General features: G+C 65.0%; 15 protein-coding genes. 6 read left to right on the forward strand and 9 right to left on the reverse strand.

What is annotated here, in order from left to right:
- Positions 1-26 precede the first annotated feature (26 nt).
- From ACODRW_RS04030 to ACODRW_RS04060, 7 genes are all read right to left on the reverse strand, one after another.
- A complete protein-coding gene (locus ACODRW_RS04030; RefSeq protein ID WP_235085569.1) occupies positions 27-1,139 on the reverse strand; it encodes an ABC transporter ATP-binding protein in 1,113 nt (370 codons plus the stop codon).
- 11 nt (positions 1,140-1,150) lie between these two features.
- Positions 1,151-2,650 carry a beta-N-acetylhexosaminidase gene (gene nagZ / locus ACODRW_RS04035; RefSeq protein WP_227105887.1) on the reverse strand — a complete coding sequence of 500 codons (1,500 nt, stop codon included), beginning with the start codon at positions 2,648-2,650 and terminating at the stop codon, positions 1,151-1,153.
- Positions 2,647-3,516: a carbohydrate ABC transporter permease gene (locus tag ACODRW_RS04040; RefSeq protein WP_107801329.1), complete on the reverse strand. Its 870-nt coding sequence runs from the start codon at positions 3,514-3,516 to the stop codon at positions 2,647-2,649. The genes nagZ and ACODRW_RS04040 overlap by 4 nt, the downstream gene beginning before the upstream one ends.
- A gap of 9 nt (positions 3,517-3,525) precedes the next feature.
- A complete protein-coding gene (locus tag ACODRW_RS04045) occupies positions 3,526-4,389 on the reverse strand; it encodes a carbohydrate ABC transporter permease (RefSeq protein WP_107801328.1) in 864 nt (287 codons plus the stop codon).
- 249 nt (positions 4,390-4,638) lie between these two features.
- Positions 4,639-5,898 (reverse strand): ABC transporter substrate-binding protein, encoded by a 1,260-nt coding sequence (locus tag ACODRW_RS04050; RefSeq protein ID WP_488905225.1) that lies wholly within the window; start codon positions 5,896-5,898, stop codon positions 4,639-4,641.
- A 191-nt stretch (positions 5,899-6,089) separates the two neighbouring features.
- Complete coding sequence (locus ACODRW_RS04055; RefSeq protein ID WP_107801326.1) at positions 6,090-7,472, reverse strand: OprD family outer membrane porin; 1,383 nt, start codon at positions 7,470-7,472, stop codon at positions 6,090-6,092.
- A gap of 447 nt (positions 7,473-7,919) precedes the next feature.
- Complete coding sequence (locus tag ACODRW_RS04060) at positions 7,920-9,617, reverse strand: methyl-accepting chemotaxis protein (RefSeq protein WP_488905226.1); 1,698 nt, start codon at positions 9,615-9,617, stop codon at positions 7,920-7,922.
- A gap of 225 nt (positions 9,618-9,842) precedes the next feature.
- On the opposite strand from ACODRW_RS04060, the gene ACODRW_RS04065 reads away from it, so the two are divergent.
- The 3 genes from ACODRW_RS04065 (at position 9,843) to ACODRW_RS04075 (ending at position 12,887) form a co-directional block, all read left to right on the forward strand.
- Positions 9,843-11,822: a peptidase U32 family protein gene (locus ACODRW_RS04065; protein ID WP_488905227.1), complete on the forward strand. Its 1,980-nt coding sequence runs from the start codon at positions 9,843-9,845 to the stop codon at positions 11,820-11,822.
- Between the two features lie 145 nt (positions 11,823-11,967).
- Positions 11,968-12,375, forward strand: a complete 408-nt coding sequence (locus ACODRW_RS04070; protein ID WP_235085579.1) for a YkgJ family cysteine cluster protein — start codon at positions 11,968-11,970, stop codon at positions 12,373-12,375.
- 44 nt (positions 12,376-12,419) lie between these two features.
- Complete coding sequence (locus tag ACODRW_RS04075; RefSeq protein WP_107801322.1) at positions 12,420-12,887, forward strand: DMT family transporter; 468 nt, start codon at positions 12,420-12,422, stop codon at positions 12,885-12,887.
- A gap of 73 nt (positions 12,888-12,960) precedes the next feature.
- Here the strand turns inward: ACODRW_RS04075 and ACODRW_RS04080 are convergent, their stop codons facing one another.
- Both ACODRW_RS04080 and ACODRW_RS04085 read right to left on the reverse strand, forming a co-directional pair.
- On the reverse strand, positions 12,961-13,434 hold the full coding sequence (locus ACODRW_RS04080) for a Spy/CpxP family protein refolding chaperone (protein WP_227105879.1): 474 nt from the start codon (positions 13,432-13,434) through the stop codon (positions 12,961-12,963).
- Positions 13,435-13,759: 325 nt separating this feature from the next.
- Positions 13,760-14,239 (reverse strand): Spy/CpxP family protein refolding chaperone, encoded by a 480-nt coding sequence (locus ACODRW_RS04085; RefSeq protein WP_488905228.1) that lies wholly within the window; start codon positions 14,237-14,239, stop codon positions 13,760-13,762.
- A gap of 229 nt (positions 14,240-14,468) precedes the next feature.
- Between ACODRW_RS04085 and ACODRW_RS04090 the strand changes: the two genes are divergently transcribed.
- The 3 genes from ACODRW_RS04090 to ACODRW_RS04100 all read left to right on the forward strand — a co-directional run bounded on the left by ACODRW_RS04090 (position 14,469) and on the right by ACODRW_RS04100 (position 17,740).
- Positions 14,469-16,739: a TerB family tellurite resistance protein gene (locus ACODRW_RS04090; RefSeq protein ID WP_227105877.1), complete on the forward strand. Its 2,271-nt coding sequence runs from the start codon at positions 14,469-14,471 to the stop codon at positions 16,737-16,739.
- 64 nt (positions 16,740-16,803) lie between these two features.
- The gene (locus ACODRW_RS04095) at positions 16,804-17,088 is read left to right on the forward strand and encodes a VF530 family protein (protein WP_107801319.1); all 285 of its coding nucleotides are present in this window, start codon (positions 16,804-16,806) and stop codon (positions 17,086-17,088) included.
- Between the two features lie 82 nt (positions 17,089-17,170).
- Positions 17,171-17,740: a DUF4337 domain-containing protein gene (locus ACODRW_RS04100; RefSeq protein ID WP_227105875.1), complete on the forward strand. Its 570-nt coding sequence runs from the start codon at positions 17,171-17,173 to the stop codon at positions 17,738-17,740.
- The last annotated feature ends 74 nt before the right edge of the window (positions 17,741-17,814 follow it).

The raw sequence follows: 17,814 nt of genomic DNA on the forward strand, positions 1-17,814 counted from the left end.
CCTTTTTGCGTATGCGCTGCCGTTGTTCACACCGTCTCGGTCTGGGCCTGCGCTTGAGTCGTCAGCCGGGGCAAGGCCTGGTTCCGGGCGTCGAACAGATGACAGTGCTCGGCGTCCAGCGCCAGGCGGCAGGCGCTGCCGGCCGGTGGGGCGGCGTCCTGGCCGCCCAGCTTGACCGCGATGGGCTCGGCCACGCCGTCGGCCTGGACGTAGACGATCTGCACATCGCCCAGGTGTTCGACCAACTGCACCGTCGCCGGCACGCCGGCGTCGGCGAAGCGCAGGTGTTCGGCGCGCACGCCCAGGGTGGCGGCGTCGCCGGCGCGGCCCTGGAAGGGCAGGCTCAGCCGGTGGCCGCCGGGCAGTTCCAGCGCCAGGCCGGCCGGGCCGTCCGCGGCGATGGCCGCCGGCAGGAAGTTCATCTTGGGCGAGCCGATGAAGCCGGCGACGAAGCGGTTGGCCGGGCGCTGGTAGAGCTCCAGCGGCGTGCCCACTTGTTCGATGCGGCCGGCGTTGAACACGGCGATGCGGTCGCCCATGGTCATCGCTTCCACCTGGTCGTGGGTGACGTAAATCATGGTGCTGCCCAGTTCCTTGTGCAGACGCGCCAGTTCGATGCGCATCTGCACCCTGAGCGCGGCGTCCAGATTGGACAGCGGCTCGTCGAACAGGAACACCTCCGGCTTGCGCACGATGGCGCGGCCGATGGCCACGCGCTGGCGCTGGCCGCCGGACAGGGCCTTGGGTTTGCGGTCCAGCAGGTGTTCGATCTGCAGGGTCAGCGCCGCGCGGTGCACGGCGGCGGCGATTTCCTGCTTGCTCTTGCCGGCCAGCTTGAGGCCGAAGGCCATGTTTTCCCGCACCGTCATGTGCGGATAGAGCGCGTAGCTCTGGAACACCATGGCCACGCCGCGCTTGGACGGCTGGATGTCGTTGGCGAGCTGGCCGCCTATCCACAGTTCGCCGGCGCTGATGTCTTCCAGGCCGGCGATCATGCGCATCATCGTGGATTTGCCGCAGCCGGACGGGCCGACGAAGACCATGAATTCGCCGTCGCGGACGGCGAGGTCGACGCCGTGGATGACCGCGTTGCCGTCGTCGTAGACTTTTTTAATATTGCTGAGCTTGAGGTGGGCCATATCGAATCCTTTTAGTGCAGGCGCGCCGGCAGCGCGCCCGCGGCGTCTATCTCGCCGGCCAGCCATTGGGCGACGGCGTCCAGCGCCGCGTCGGCGAAACCGTAGCTGATCAGCGCCGGCGCGTCGAGATCGGCGGCGGCGTAGGGGTTCCACAAGGCCAGGTGCAGGTCCGGCCGCCATTCGGCGCGCTCGCGCGCGCCGTAGCGTTCGCGGGTGGTGGAGGCGACCACGGTGTAGCGGCCGTCCTGAGGCAGCCGGCGCCAGTCCAGTTCCTCGCGCCGCTGATAGCGGATCACTTCCAGGCTGAAGCGGCGCGACAGCTGGGCGATCAGCCTAGCGATCAGCGCGTCGGCGGATAGGCCGGCCTCGGACACGCCGTCGGACGGCGCCTGGTCCTGCACCACCAGGCGCAGCGTGGCGCCGGCCGGCGGCCGTTGCGGCTGGCCGTGGGCGGTCAGCGCGCGGCGCCAGGCGTCGGCGAACAATTCGGCGTCGGCGGCGCGCTGCGCCGCGTCGTAATCGCGCTGACGGCTGGGGTAGCGCCGGATCAGCGCGTCCACGCGCGCGGCCGCTTCTTGCAGCCGCGCCTCGCTCAGCCGGCCGGCGGAGACGGCGGCTATCAAGGCCTGCTTGCTCTCCTCCATTTCGTCCGGGAATTGCAGCACCAGGCTGAGGTCGGCGCCGGCGGCCAGCGCCTGCGCGCTGCCCTGGGCCTGGCCCCAGCGTTCGCGGATGGCCTTCATATTCATGCCGTCGGTGATCACCACGCCCTGGTAGCCCAGCTGCTCGCGCAGCAGTTGCTGCAAGATGGCCGGCGACAGCGTGGCCGGCCAGTCCGCGTCCAGCGTCGGAAAGCGGATGTGGGCGCTCATCATGCCGGGGGCGAGGTCGGCCAGCGCGGCGAACGGCGACAGTTCGTAATCGCGCAGCTCGGCCTTGGGCTTGTCCACCACCGGCAGGTCCAGGTGGGAATCGGTATGGGTGTCGCCATGGCCGGGGAAGTGCTTGACGCAGCAGGCCACGCCTTCGGACAGATGGCCGTTGATCCAGGCGCGCGCCAGCCGCGTCGCCTTGAGCGGGTCCTCGCCGAAGGAGCGTTCCGAGATCACCGGATTGGCCGGGTTGTTGTTGAGGTCCAGCACCGGGGCGAAGTTCCAGTTCACGCCCAGGCTGGCCAGGCCGCGCGCCACCGCGGCGCCCACTTTCTCGGCCAGTTCGGCGTCGTCCACCGCGCCCAGCGCCATCGCCGACGGCGCCGCCGGCAGGAACAGGGTGCGCATCACCGCGCCGCCTTCCTGATCCATGCCGATCAGGATGTCCTCGCCCAGAGCGCATTGTAGATCGGCGATCAGCCGGCGGATGCTGGCCTCGTCCGGCACATTGCGGCGGAACAGGCAGATGGCGCGCGCGCCCAGCTGTTGCAGGAAGGCGGCTTCCTCATCGCCCAGGCGCGGGCCGGCCACGTCCACCATCAGCGCCTGGCCGGCCAGTTGTTGCAGGGTATCGCTCATTTGACGGCTCCATCGAATCCGCGCAGAAAGTAGCGCTGGGTGAACAGGAAGACCAGCAGGATGGGCAGCACGGTCAGCACCGCGCCGGCGGCCACCACCCGGGTCTTGAAGCTGAAGGCGCCGGACAGGTAGAGCACGCCCACCGACAGCGGGAATTTGTCCGGGCTGGACATCACGATGGACGGCCAGATGTATTGGTTCCACGCCGACACCATGGTGAGTATGGTCAGCGCCGCCAAGGCCGGGCGCGACAGCGGCAGCATGATTTTCCAGAAGATCTGCCAGTCGCCGGCGCCGTCGACGCGGGCGGCGTCGATCAGATCCTGCGGCACGGCTTCGAAGGCCTGCTTCATCAGGAAGATGCCCACCGCGCCCGCCAGCGTGGGCAGCACCACGCCGCTGTAGCTGTCGGTGAGCTGCAGCTTGGACACGGTGATGAAGTTGACCAGGAAATTGACTTCGCTGGGCAGGATCATGGTGGCGAGGATGGCGCCGAACACCAGCTTGCGGCCGGGAAAACGCATCCGCGCCAGCGGGTAGGCGGCCAGCGCGCTGACCAGCAGGGTGCCGGCCACGGTGGCCAGCGCGATGACGACGGAGTTCTTGTAGAAGGCCAGCAGATCGATGCTGGACACCGCCTCCTTGAAGTTGTCCAGGCCGGGGGCGCTGGGCAGCAAGGGCGGGGGGAAGGCGAACACGTCGCCCTCGGTGGACAGCGCGGTGACCAGCGTCCACCAGAACGGATAGACGGTGACGACGGCGATCAGGCTCAGCACCAGATAGTGCAGGCCGCGGCCGGCCAGCTTGCTCAGCCGGGCGCTGTGGCGGCGGGCGGCGGGCGCGGCGAGGGTGGCGGTGTTGTGCATGGCGTTTCCTTAAGCGTCGCGCGGCTGCAGATAGCGGAAGTTCAACCAGGCCAGCGCCACGCAGAACACCGACATCACCAGGCTGGCGGCCAGCGCGCGGCCGAAGTTCAGCGATTTGATGCCGAACTCGTAGGCGTAGAACAGCGCGGTGTAGGTGGATTGCATCGGTCCGCCCTTGGTCATGATCTGCACCTCTTCGAAGGCCTTGACCGCGGCCAGCACCGACATCACCGAGCACAGCAGGATGGTGGGCGCCAGCAGGGGCACGGTGATGCGCCAGAAGCGCTGCCAGGCGTTGGCGCCGTCCAGCTGCGCGGCTTCGTAGATGTCGGCCGGCACCGCTTGCAGGCCGGCCAGGTAGAGCACCATATACCAGCCCAGGCCGCGCCAGACGGTGATGAACATCACCGCGAACAGCGCGATGCGGTCGTCGTTGAGCCAGCCCACCGGTTCGTTGATCACCCGCAGCCAGTGCAGCGCGGCGTTGAGCACGCCGTCCTCGGTGTACATGAAGTTCCAGATGATGCCGATCACCGATACCGAGGTGACCACGGGCAGGTAGTAGGCGGCGCGGAACCACTTGATCGCCGGCAGCTGGTTGTTGACCAGCACCGCCAGCAGCATGGCGACGATCTGGATCACCGGCACCACCAGCAGGTAGACGGCGGAGTTTTTCAGCGAGGCCAGGAACAGTTCGTCGCCGAACAAATCGCGGAAATTGTCCAGGCCCACCCAGCGCGGACTGTCGATCAGATTGTACTGGGTGAAGGCGATGAAGCTGCCGAAGCCCACCGGCCAGAAGGAGAAAGCCAGCATCAGCAGCAGCGCCGGGGCCAGGAACAGATAGGCTTGCAGCGTGGTCTTGGTGCGCATGGGCAGAACCTTGTGACGTAGCGGCAGGCCGGCGCCGGGATGCGGCGTCGGCCTGCGGGTTGCGGGGCGGCGGGGTCTGGGACGCCGCCGCGTTCAAGCGCGTATCAGAACCTGTTTACGATCTGCTGCGCGTCGTGAGACGTCACACGGTGAGTACCGCTTCGAAATGCTGATGTAGCACTTGTACATTCCGCTTTCTCAGCCGCAACGCCTTGTCTCGTCTTCGCTCGCGAGATCGTAAACACGTTCTCAGAGCTTGCCGCTCCAGAACGCCGCCGCCTCGTCCAGCGCGGCCTTGGGGTCCTGGCGGCCGGTGACGGCTTTTTCCACCGCGGCGGCCAGGCGGGCGGACAGCACGTCCGGATCCTTGACGCCGGCCAGGTAGATGGTGCGGGTCTTGTCCAGGCTGGCGGCGGCCACGCCTACGGCTTTTTCCGCCGCGCCGGCGTCATTGGCCACTTTCTGGAAGTAGGGGTCCTGCGCCGCCTTGCGCGCGGTGGGCAGGGTGCCGGCCAGTTTGGCGAAGGCGAGCTGGTTGTCGGCGTTGGTCAGGTAGTTGCCGAACTTGCTTATTTCCGGCAGCAGCGCCTTGTTGACGTTGCGCGCCACGCCGAAGTTGAACATCCAGCCGCCGGCGGCGATGCCGGTGGGGCCGATGGGCGCCGGAGCCACCTGGGTGGACTGATAGAGCTTGGGCGCTTCGTCGCGCACCCGGGTCAGCGAGGCCGGGGTGGTGACCAGCATGGCCATGCGGCCGCTGTTGTAGGCGGCGATGGAGACCTGGAAGTTGTCCTGGGCGAACAGATTGTCCTTCAGCAGCGCGCCGGATTTGTAGGCGTCGCCCAGTTTTTTCAGCATGGCCACGTGGGCCGGGCTGTTGAACACTGGCTTGCCGTCCTTGAGCAAGGGCAGGCCGTTCTGGATCAGAAAGCCTTCGATCTTGGTGGGGCCCAGCGCCGGCGCGAAGCCGGCGACGCCGGTCTTGGCCTTGATGGTTTTGGCGTAAGCCAGCTGCTCGTCCAGCGATTTGGGCGGCTTGGCCGGGTTGAGGCCGGCTTTCTTGAACAGTTCGGCGTTATAGGCGATGACGTTGGCGCCGTTGTAGTGGGGGAAGGCGTAGACCTTGCCGTCGAAGGTCACGTCCTTGATCGCGCCGTCCACGTACTGGCCCTTGTTGATCACGCCGTCCAGCGGCTGCAGCAGGCCGCTTTGCTTGTAGTCGTAAGCCCAGGGCACGTTCAGGTTGACCAGGGCCGGCGGTTTGCCGGCGCCGACGGCGGCGGTGAACTTGGACTGGATCACGTCCCAGGGGTAATCGGTCCATTTGATTTCGACATTGGGGTTCTGGGCGTTGTATTTGCCGACCAGGTCCTTGAAGTAGCCGTCGAATTTGGGCGACAAGCTCATGGTCCACACTTCCAGCACCGGTTTGTCGGCGGCCAGCGCCGGCAGGGCGACGGCGCAGCCGGCGATGAGCAGGGCGGCGCGAGCGAAGGCGTTGAGTTTCATGATGGTTTCTCCTTGGAGGCCGGCGCTGGCGGGCGGCCAGTCTGACGGCGGACTTGCTGTGTTGATATGCCATTTGATTGGCGTTTTTCCGCATTGTGGCATTGAAGTGGTGTCAATGAAAGCGAGACCAGTTCAATGCCAGTGAGCCGACGGCCGGACGGGGGAGGAAGGGCTCCGGCCGGCCGCGCGGATCAGAAGGTCTTGCTGTAGGAAGCGATCACCTTGACGTCGTTGCGGTCGGATTTGCCGTAGAAGCCGTCGGTGCGCAGCCAGGCCGGGTAGACGCCGATGCTGGCACCCTTGAACATGCCGCTTTGCACGCTGTAGCCGATGCTGAAGTCCACCTCGTGCGCCTTGGTGTCCGCCTTGCCCGGGTTTTTCATTCCGGTGGCGTAGTTGCCGGACAGGCCCACGGTCAGGCCGGGCACGCCCACCTTGGCCAGGTCGTAGTTGACGCCCAGCTTGTAGACGGTGGTGCCGTCCCAGACGAAGTCGTCCAGCTGGCCCCAGGTCTGGATGAAGTTGCGGTTGTCGCTATTGCCCCACGGCGTCATGCGGAAGTTCAGTTCGCCGGAGTCCGGGGCCTTGGTGTAGCCCAGGCCGCCCATCAGCGTCCAGCCGTTGGTGGCATAGCTGACGCTGCCGCTGGCGTGGTATTCGTTCTTGGGGTTCTGGATGCCGGAGAGCTGGGTCTGGTACTTGCCGGTGAAGTAGTAGCCGGTGGCGGTCAGCTTGTCGTCGCCGTTGAGCTGCCAGGAGTAGGAGCCGGCGATCTGGGCGTTGCGGCGGTAGTCCTTGCCTTCGCCTACGCCGACGTCGACGAAGCCGTTCTTGGGCGCGTAGCGGAAGCCCAGGCTGTTGACGTAGTCGACGCGCTTGGCGGCGCTGCCGTTGCTGCGCCCCTGTTCCCAGGAGTTGCTCATGTCGCGGAAGCGGGTGTCCCATTCGTTGCGGAACTGGTCGGCCCAGCCGTAGCCCACTTCGAAGTCGCCGAACTTGTATTTCATTTCCACGCCGCGGTAGGCGTGGGATTGCAGGCCGCCGGAGGTGCCCAGGGTGCCGATGCCTATCGGGGTGTAGCCGGCGCGGGCGGAGAAGCCCTGGCCGTCCTCGTGCTGGCGGAATTTCAGCGCCGCCTGGCTCAAGACCGCGGCGCTCTTGTCCACGCCGCCGGGCTGGGAGCTGTCGTTGACGTCGTGATTCAGCACTTCCGACCAGCCCTTGCCGCTGTCCAGGCGGATGGCGGCGTGGGCGGCGGCGTCGAAGCCCAGCTTGTTCCAGGCATAGCCGGAACGGAAGTTCAGGCCCAGGTTGAGCGCGTTGACGGTGATGTCGTCGCGGTTCTTGCCATTGGGCGGGGCCGGCCAGTCCGCCTGGCGGTTGCGGCCGTAATAGATGGCGCTGACGGTGGTTTCGGACTTGGTGATCAAGTCGTAGACGTCCACCGGTTCGAAGGTGGACGGCGCGCCCTGGGTGGGCGAGGTGTCGTTGGTCGGAATCGAGTCTTCCGCCGCCATGACGACACAGGGCAGGGCGGTCAACAGCAGTAGGGCAAGCTTGGTCGGCTTAGGCATTTCAGTCACTCCAATCACGTGGCGACACCTCTGGCGGATGTCCTGCGCTAAAACTATCTGGTCTTTTACTGGTTCTCAATTGGTATCTCATTGGTATTGCAAAATAATTCGTCATATTGTTGCAATGCTGCCATGCACATGGGTTTGCTGGAAGTAGCCGTTCTTTGACGTCAGATGGCCGCTGAATGCGAATGAAAGGCATCTGCTTTTTGTTTTTACGAACAAAATTTGGAGCGCCAACGAATGATTGCCCGTGGAGGCTATGCGTTTTCAGTCGCGATAGCGTGTGTGGGCGCGGAGAATGTTCGCTTATCGACATTGCTGCTATGCAGCATGACCTTGAGGCCAAGTCCGGCTCCGGCTGATCCATAGGCCACCGGCCATTGCCAGACTAAAAAAAAGCCTGGCAAGCGCCAGGCCAAGTGCGGAGAGGAGGTAAGCGGCGCTTCAGCCGGCGGCCGCCAGCGAATGGCCGGTCTGCAGCGGCGTTTCGCCGCCCTGGCTTTGACCGGCTTGAGGCAGGGTGAAGTAGTTGATGCTGGATTGCAGCTCATGCGACATCTGTTCCATCTGGCTGGCGGAGTCCGCGGTCTGGCTGGCGGCGGCGCTGGTTTCCTCGGACATCTGCGCCACTTTCTCTACATTGGCGGCGATGCCGGTGCCGGCGGCCTGCTGTTCGTGCAGGGACACCGAGATCGCGCTCAGCGATTGCTTGACCCTGGCCACCTTGTCGTTGATGCCGGTGATGGCGGCGCGCGCGTCGCTGGCTTGTTGCAGCCCCACTTCCATATGGTCCACGGTGTGGTGGATGTTCTGCACCACGTGGGCGCTGCTATCCAGCATTTCGCGGATGCTGGCGCCGATTTCGGAGGTGGATTGGGCGGTGCGCTCGGACAGTTTGCGCACTTCGTCGGCCACCACGGCGAAGCCGCGGCCCTGTTCGCCGGCGCGCGCGGCCTCGATGGCGGCGTTCAGCGCCAGCAGATTGGTCTGGTCCGCCACGTCGCGTATCACCTGGATCACGTTGGCGATCTGCTGCGAGCGGCTGCTCATCAGGTCGGCCTGGTCTTGCGAGGCGCGCGCCATGTCGGCCACCGATTCTATGGTGTGCAGGGTCTGGTCGATGATGGATTCGCCGCGGGTGGCCAGTTCGCCGGTGGAGACGGATTCGGTGGCCACGTCCGTGGTGTTGTCGTCCACCGAGCAGATGCTGACCGACAACTGTTCCACCGACGCCGACATCGACGAGGCGGCGCGAGTCTGTTCCTCCGCGCTGGCGGCCACCTGCTCCGCCGCCGCCGCCAGTTCCGTGGCGTTGGCGCTCAGCTGGCTGATGATCTGCTGCATGGCGCGCACCATGCGGATCAAGCCGCTCTGCATCCGCGCCATGGAGGCGATCACGCTGTGTTGATCGCCCGCCTTGACCTGCAGTCTTTGGCTGAGGTCGCCGTTGGCGATGCGTTCGGTCAGCGCCACTACGTCGCGCGGCTCGCCGCCCAGCTCGGCCATCAGCGAGCGGATGATGATCAGCGACAGCACGGCGCCCAGCGCCACGCCGCAGATCAAGAGCGCGATGGCGACGGCGCGGCTGGCGGCGGCGCGTTCCTGCGCCTTGGCGAACTCTTCCGCCGCCACCCGCAGCTGCAAGTCGATCAGCGCGGCGATGCGGTTGGCGATGGGATCGATGGCCGGGTACATTTCCTTGTCCAGGAAGAGCTGCATCGCGGCGCGGTCCCCGGTCTGGGCCAGGCTTTTGAGCCGCGCCACGCTGGCGTCGGCCTGGCGCATCGCCGCCTCGGCCTGGTCGGCCAGGGTTTTTTCCTCGGCGGTCAGATAGGTGGCGCGGTAATCGCCCCATTGTTTTTTCAGCGCCGCCTGCGCGGCGTCGATGCCGCCTAGAAAACCGGCGGCGTCGATGGCGCCGGCATGCAGCTTGTGCGCGCCGTCCACAATGCCCACCGCGTAGCTGTCGGCCACGGTTTTCAGCTGTTTCAGGCAGACCACCCGGTCGTTGTAGGTGGTGGCGAAGTCGTCGAGTATGCCTTTTTGCGCGTGCTGGCCAAACAGGCTGATCAGGATGGTGATGGCCAGCAGGGCCGCGACGAGCGCGCTTAGGCGCTGGGCGATGGTCAGGCGGTTGAACATGACGCTCTCCGAATTGGTTTTTACATGCATAAAACCGATTTTGACTATTTGGAGGTGTAGTCGCGGCATGTGACGGCGGCATGGCAAGGCCGTGAACCTGGGGGTTTAACTTAAAAGCCGCTGCTGCAAAATTCTACCTATAACTCCATGATTCCGTTATAATTCCGCCCCTTTGCGGCCGCCATCGCCCGACGCGGCCACCTATACTAAATGTCAGGAAACGCCATGAGCCTGTTGTCGCACCAGATCGAGTTGCTATCGCCCGCCAAGACCGCCGAAATCGGCCGCGAGGCCATCTTGCACGGCGCCGACGCGGTGTACATCGGCGGGCCCAGCTTCGGCGCGCGCCACAACGCCTGTAATAGCGTGGAGGACATCGCCGGCCTGACCGCGTTCGCCCACCGCTACCACGCGCGCATCTTCGCCACGCTCAACACCATCTTGCATGACGCCGAGCTGGAGCCGGCGCGCAAGCTGATCTGGCAGTTGTACGACGCCGGCGTGGACGCGCTGATCATCCAGGATATGGGCATCCTGGAACTGGATCTGCCGCCTATCCAGCTGCACGCGTCCACCCAATGCGACATCCGCACGCCGGAAAAAGCGCGTTTCCTGTCCGACGCCGGCTTCTCCCAGGTGGTGCTGGCCCGCGAGCTGACCATTCCGCAAATCCGCAAGGCGGCGGACGCGGTGGGCGACGACGCCACCATCGAATACTTCATCCACGGCGCGCTGTGCGTGGCCTTCTCCGGCCAGTGCTATATCAGCCACGCCGACAACGGCCGCAGCGCCAACCGCGGCGACTGTTCGCAAGCCTGTAGGCTGCCGTACACGCTGACCGACAAGGATGGCGGCGTGGTGGCTTTCGACAAGCATTTGCTGTCGATGAAGGACAACAACCAGAGCGCCAACCTGGAGGCCTTGCTGGACGCCGGCGTGCGTTCCTTGAAGATCGAGGGCCGCTACAAGGACGTGTCCTATGTGAAGAACATCACCGCCCATTACCGGCTGCTGCTGGACGAGATCATCGAGCGGCGGCCGGAGCTGGCGCGCGCCTCCAGCGGCGACAGCGAGATCTTCTTCGCGCCGGACCCGGACAAGACCTTCCACCGCGGCGGCACCGACTACTTCGCCACCGGCCGCAAGATCGACATCGGCGCTTTCGATTCGCCCAAATTCGTCGGCGTCGGCCTGGGCGTGGTCAGCAAGGTGGGCTCGGACTGGCTGGAGATCGCCACCGGCGAAACCATGAGCAACGGCGACGGCATCAACTTCATGAAGAAGCGCGAAGTGGTGGGCGTGCAGGCCAACACCGTGCAGCAAGTGGGCAAGACCGCGGACGGCGAGCTGTTGTGGCGGGTGTTTCCCAACGACGTTTCGGTGCTGGCCGGCCTCAAGCCGGGCGTGGACATCAGCCGCAACCGCGACCACGCCTGGGAACTGGCGCTGCTGAAGAAGTCCGCCGAACGCAAGGTGGGCGTGTGGATGACGCTGAGCGAAAACGCCGAAGGCCTGGAACTGAGCATTACCGACGAGGACGGCGTCAGCGCCTCCGCCTGTAGCCCGCTGGCGCTGGAGCCGGCCAAGGACGCCGACAAGGCGCTGGCCGGCCTGCGCGACAATCTGGGCAAGCTGGGCAACACCATGTTCGTCGCCCACGAGGTGACGCTGCAGCTGTCCCAGCCGTGGTTCGTGCCGGCCTCGGCGATCAACGCGCTGCGCCGCGACGCCATCGCCCGGCTGGAGGCCGCGCGCTTGCAGGCCTGGCCGCGCCAGCCGCGCAAGGCGGCGCTGGAGCCGCCGGCGCCGTATCCGGAAAAGACGCTGAGCTATCTGGCCAATGTCTACAACAACCTGGCCTGGCAGTTCTACCGCAAGCACGGGGTGGAGCTCATCGACGCCGCCTACGAGGCGCACGAGGAAGAGGGCGAGGTCAGCCTGATGATCACCAAGCACTGCCTGCGCTTCTCCTTCAATCTGTGTCCGAAGCAGGCCAAGGGCGTGAAGGGCGTGATGGGCCAGGTGCGCGCCGATCCGATGACGCTGAAGTCCGGCAACGAGACCTATACGCTGAAGTTCGAATGCCGGCCCTGCGAGATGCATGTGATGGGCAAGATGAAAAAGCACATCCTGAAGGCGGCGCCGCCGAGCGAGGTGCCCTACACCGCGCCCCTGACCTTCTTCAAGCAGCGTCCGCAGTCTTGAGTGCTGGATTGCCGGTCTGAAACGGCCGGCGCGCCGATTGCGGCGGCGGGGAGGCGCGTAAAATGCGCCTCTTTCCTTTTTTCCTATTTGGAACAATCCTTTAATAAACGATCGCCGGCCACGCCGGCAGCACGGGGAATCAAACGTGGCCGACATCGAGCGCCTGGACACCTGGGTCAAATACAAGAACGGTTTATGCGAGGACTGCATGGGCAGCTGCTGTTCCATGCCGGTGGAAGTGCGGCTGCCCGATCTGGTGCGCATGGGCGTGGTGGACGAGTTCGAGTTGGAAGAACCGATCAAGAACATCGCCAAGCGCCTGGAAAAGCAGCGGCTGATCCAGCATTTCAATTTCAAGCGCGAGCTGTTCACGCTGGCGCGGCGCGCCAACGGCGATTGCATGCACCTGGATCAGAAGACCCGTTTGTGCACTATCTACGAGCGGCGGCCCAATACCTGCCGCAACCATCCCAAGGTGGGCCCCAAGCCGGGCTTTTGCGCGTATACCCGCAATCCGCAGAAGATCGCTTTCCATCGCAACACCGCGGCGTGAACGCTGTTTCACGTGAAACCCTCCGTTGATTCGACTGGATTGTCATGAACCCCATTTATCCTTTATTCGCTTTCCTCATCGGCGTCGTGGTGCCGCTGCAGGCCGCCATCAACAACCAGCTCAAGGGCGTGCTGGGCAATAGCACGCTGCTGGCGGCGCTGGTGTCGTTCTCCGTGGGCAGCCTGTGTCTGGCCGGCCTGGCCGTCGCCACCGGTCAGAAATGGCAGGATCTGGCGCAATTGGGCCGGGTAGAGTGGTGGATGTTGTTGGGCGGCGCGATGGGGGCGATGTTCGTGTTCGGCACCACCTTGCTGGCGCCGCGGCTGGGCGTGGCGGCCATGCTGTCCCTGGTGATCGCCGGCCAAGTGTGCGTATCCCTGATGTTCGACCGTTTCGGCTGGTTGGCGATGCCGCTGCGCGAGGTGAACGCGCCTCGGCTGCTGGGCGCGGCGCTGGTGGTGGGCGGGGTGTTGTTGGTCAACTTCGGCGACAAGTGGTTTGGACGCGCTTGAATGATGGGCGCGGAGCCAACACGCTAAAAACGGCAGCCTGAGGCTGCCGTTTTTCTTGGCCGGCGCGCGGCGCTTACTTGGGTTGCGGCTTGGCCATCGGACTCATGCGGCGGCCCATCTGGCCGTGCCATTGGTCCATCACCTTCTGTTGCTCCGGCGTCAGTTGGGCGTAGAAGGTTTTCAGCGCGTCCAGGCGCTTCTGCATCGCGTCCTGATGTTGTTTCATCATGTCCAGCATGCGCTCCATGCGCTGCGGCGCGGTGTCGCCGGCCTGGGGCTTGGGCGGCATCGTCCGTTCGCCCGGCTTCATCGAGGCGGCGAAGGTTTTCCAGGCGGCTTCCTGGTTCGCCTGCAGCTTCAGTTGATCGTGCAGCCCTTGCAGATGGCGCGCGGCCATGGCTTCGCGCTGGGCCGGGTCCATGTGGCGGCCTTTTTCCATCATCGGCATCGGGCTTTGCGTCGGGGCCTCGCCGGCGGCCAGCGCGGAACCGGCAACGCCGGCGGCCAGCAGCGTGGCGATCAGCATGGGCTTGAACAGCTTGGTCATGATTGAAGACTCCTACCGAGGTTGATCATGCAGCCAGTATTGACCACGGATGTCTGGCAAGTGTTGCGGCTAGGGCGGGGCTTGTTATCGAGTGTTAACCGGGCCGGCCGGCTTAGCAGTTTGCAACAATGCGCGGAGAGATGTTGTCGGGGGCCGGCTGCTTAAGGTTCTGTCCTGCCGGCGAGGCGATTAAGCGATGCTTAGAGTCTGTTCAAAGTCTGCTGCGCTTGGTGAGACGCGACCGGCCCATCTGCCGTGGGCGCTTTCCGCTTTCTCAGCCGCAAGGTCTTGCCCCGATCTTGCTCGCGAGGCTTTGAACCGCTTCTTAGTTGTGGGACTCATTGCCTTGGCCGGCCTGCAGTTTGCGCATCGGCCCCTGGCCTCGGCCGCCCATCAGCGGTGGGCTGTCCTGGTCCATGATTTTTTGCTGCTCGGGCGTGAGCTGGCCGTAGAAGGATTTGAGCGCTTCCAGCCGCTTTTGCAGGTTCAGCAGGTGGCGCTGCGCCATCAGCACGCGCTGCTCCATGCGCTCGGGCGCGGTGGACGCGTTTTCGCAAGGCGGCGGCGGGCCGGGGCGGGTGGCGCTGGCGAAGGCCAGCCAGGCGGCTTCCTGCGCCGGCTGTATCTTGAGCTTGTCGTGCAGCGTTTTCTGGTGCTGGGCGATGAAGGCGTCGCGCTTGGCCGGGTCTATCTTCCACGACCGGCCGGCGAAGTTGCCCATCGGCGGGCATGCGGGCTCCGGCGGCGCGGCCAGAGCGGCGCCGGCGACGAGGCTGGCGAGTATAAAGGGTATCTGCGGTTTCATAGGCGGGCCATTCCATTGATGGCTGCGACGCGGGCGGACGGCATCGGCAGGATCACTCCATTATTCTGGATGGCGACTGTCAATTAAGTATGAGTTGGCCGGGGTCAATTGTTACCAAATGTAAAGCCCGTCCGCAAGCGTTTTGCCTACGGGCTTTTTCCCGACCGGCGCGGGGATTTGAACTAGAGTGAATTGCGGCATTCCCTTATCGTCGCCGGAGCGTTTTCGCATGAGCCTGCCTGACTCTTCATTTCCTTGGTTCTCCGCGCTGGGCGCGGGCGGTTTGAACGGCGCCTTGGTGGAGTATTGGATCGATGCCTGGCAGCGTTCCGTGCTGTATTGCGATATTTTGCGCCAGCGCGGCGACACCTATCTGGAGCACGCCGCCTCCGGCCACCCGCCGGTGCTGGTGTTCGACTATGACATCATCGTCGACGGCCGCGAACTGGAACAACCGGTCAATTACGCCTTGTCGGCCATCCGTCCGCCGGACGGCTGCCCGAAACCGGACCCGGCCAAACGGCCCTTCGTGGTGATAGACCCGCGCGCCGGCCACGGGCCCGGCATAGGCGGTTTCAAGATGGATAGTGAGATCGGCATCGCGTTGCGCCAAGGCCATCCTTGTTATTTCGTGATGTTCTTCCCGGTGCCGGAGCCCAAGCAGACGATTGAATGCGTGTGGCGGGCCGAGAAGATCTTTCTGCAAAAGGTCAATCAACTGCATCCGCACAGTTCCGGCAAGCCCTTCGTCATCGGCAATTGCCAGGGCGGCTGGGCCTTGGCGATGCTGGCGGCCACCGCGCCGGAACTGGTGGGCCCCATTCTGCTGGCCGGTTCGCCCTTGTCCTACTGGGCCGGCGTGGCCGGCAAGAATCCGATGCGTTATTCCGGCGGCCTATACGGCGGCACCTGGATGGCCTCCCTGGCCGGAGACCTGGGCCACGGCCAGTTCGACGGCGCCCATCTGGTCAGCAATTTCGAGCAGCTGGACCCGGCTAACACCTACTGGAAAAAGCCTTACACCCTGTACGCCAAGGTGGACAGCGAGCGCGAACGCTTTCTGGAGTTCGAACGCTGGTGGGGCGGCCACTATCTGCTGAACAAGGCGGAAATGGAGTGGATTGTGCAGAACCTGTTCGTCGGCAACCGGCTGAGCCACGGCGAGGTGACGCTGGAGCAGGGGCGGCAGGCGGTGGATTTGCGCAATATCCGTTCGCCCATCGTGGTGTTCGCCTCCTGGGGCGACAACATCACGCCGCCGCAGCAGGCCTTGTTCTGGATCGCGGATCTGTACCACAGCGTGGAGGACATCCGCGTCAATGAGCAGACCATCGTCTATTGCCTGCACGAACAGGTGGGCCATCTGGGCATTTTCGTGTCCGCCGGCGTGGCCAACAAGGAGCACAGCGAACTGGCCAGCGCGCTGGACCTGATCGATGTGCTGCCGCCCGGCCTGTACGAGGCCATCATCACCGATACCCACCCGGAAATGGCCGGGCTGGAATATCTGCAAGGGCGCTATGTGATCCGCTTCGAGCCGCGCGACATCGACGACATCCTGGCCCTGGGCGACGGCCGCCAGGGCGAGGCCGCTTTCGAAGTGGTGCGTCGGGTGGGCGAGGTCAACCAGCAGTTGTACGACACCTTCGTCTCGCCCTGGCTGCGTTTGTACGGCAATGAGCACACCGCGCGCTGGTGGCGCGAAATGCATCCGTCGCGCCTGGAGCGGCGCTGGTTCTCCAGCCGCAACCCCTGGCTGGCCGGGCTGAGGCAATGGGCGGAGCAAGTGCGCGACGAGCGGCGGCCGGCGGCGGAGGACAATCCCTTCTGGCAATGGCAGCAAAGCTACGCGCGCTTGATGGAGACCGCGCTGGACGGCTGGCGCGACGGCCGCGACGCCTGGCAGGAACTGAGTTTCCGTAGCCTGTTCGAATCGCCGTGGAGCGCGGCGCTGACCGGCTTGAAGCCGCAGCGCGAATACGGAGTGCGCAAGGCGGACGGCAGCTGGGAGCGCAGCGAGATGCTGCGGCTCAAGCGCCAGGAGCTGGAAGCCCATTACGCCGAGGGCGGGCCGGTGGACGGCTTTTTGCGGCTGCTGATCTATGTCGCCATCGGCAACGGCGTGGTGGACGTGAGGCCGTTCAACGCCATCCGCCGGGTGATGCAGGAAACCGCCCTGGGCGAGGATTTGACGCTGGAGCAGTTCAAGCAGGCGGTGCGGCGGCAAACCTGGCTGGTGCGCAACGACGAGAAACGCGCGCTGGCGACGCTGGAGCATTTGCTGCCCACTGAGGAGCAGCGCCAGTTCTCGCTGGAATTGGCCATCCTGTTGTTGCAGGCGGCCGGGCCCATCAGCGGCGAAAAACAACAGCGGCTGGGCCGGCTGGCGCTGGCGATGGGCTTGGCGCAGCGGCACGCCGCTCCCGCCGCGGCCCCGGCGCCCGTCAAGCCCGCGCCCCAGCGCGCGCCGCGGCAACGCAAGCCCAAGCCGGCCGCGTGAGGGTGGCTTTGCGGCGCGGCGGGCGCAAGGTACACTGCGCCCGCCCAAGCCAGAAAACACGATCATGAACGCATCGCAAGCCAAGAACCCCACCCACGGCGTCACGCTGGAACAGATGCTGAACCAGCTGGTCGGCCACTACGGCTGGCCGGAGCTGGGCCGGCGCATCCAGATCCGCTGCTTCAATCACGATCCCAGCGTCAAATCCAGCCTGGCCTTCTTGCGCCGCACCCCGTGGGCGCGCCAGCAGGTGGAAGACTTGTTCGTGGCGCTGAAGACCCGGCCGCAGGCGGCCGCCGGTTCCGGAACGGACTCCCGTCCGCGGCTGTTTTCCAAAAAATCGTCCTGACGATCCATTGTCCCTGTCCACGGTTTGACGCTGTATTGCGTTATGGCGATGGGAACCCCCTATCGTCAGCCGGGAGCGTGAGATGGAACTGGAAATCAGCGTGGAAGCGGAGAAGAAGTACTTGAACAGCCTGGTGGCGCTGACCGTGGTGCTGCTGTCGGTGTTCATGGGACTGGGCAAGCTGAAGGACGACAATATCGTGCAGGCGCGCCAGCTCTTGAAGGCGGACGCCGTGGACGGCTGGTCCGAATACCAATCCAAGAAGATCAAGCAGCATCTGGCGGAAAGCAGCCTGCGCCAGGCGCGTTTGCTGGCGCTGGCCAATCCGGCGGCGGCGGCGGCCTTGCGGCCGGAGCAAGCGGCGATTCAAGGCGATATCGCCCGCTACGCGGCGGAGGCGCAGGCTTTGCAGCAAAAAGCCAAGGCCAAGGAGCAGGGCTTCGAGGAGTTGAACGCTCGCCATGAGCTGTTCGACGTCAGCGACGCCGGCCTGTCCATCGCCGTGGCCTGCGCCGCGGTGGCGGCGCTGGCCGCCAATTTCATCCCGCTCTTGTGCGCCTGGGCTTTTGGCGCGCTGGGCGTGTTTTTCTGGCTGGCGGGTTTCGCCGGCTGGAACATCCATCCGGGCTGGATCGTTTCCTTGCTGGGCTGAGCCGCCGAGGCTGCGGCCCTATCGGCGGCAGGGTTGCAACTGTCATCGATTTGGATCAGGCTGTCCGGGTTTTC

Source organism: Chromobacterium sp. FG89 (assembly GCF_057808735.1).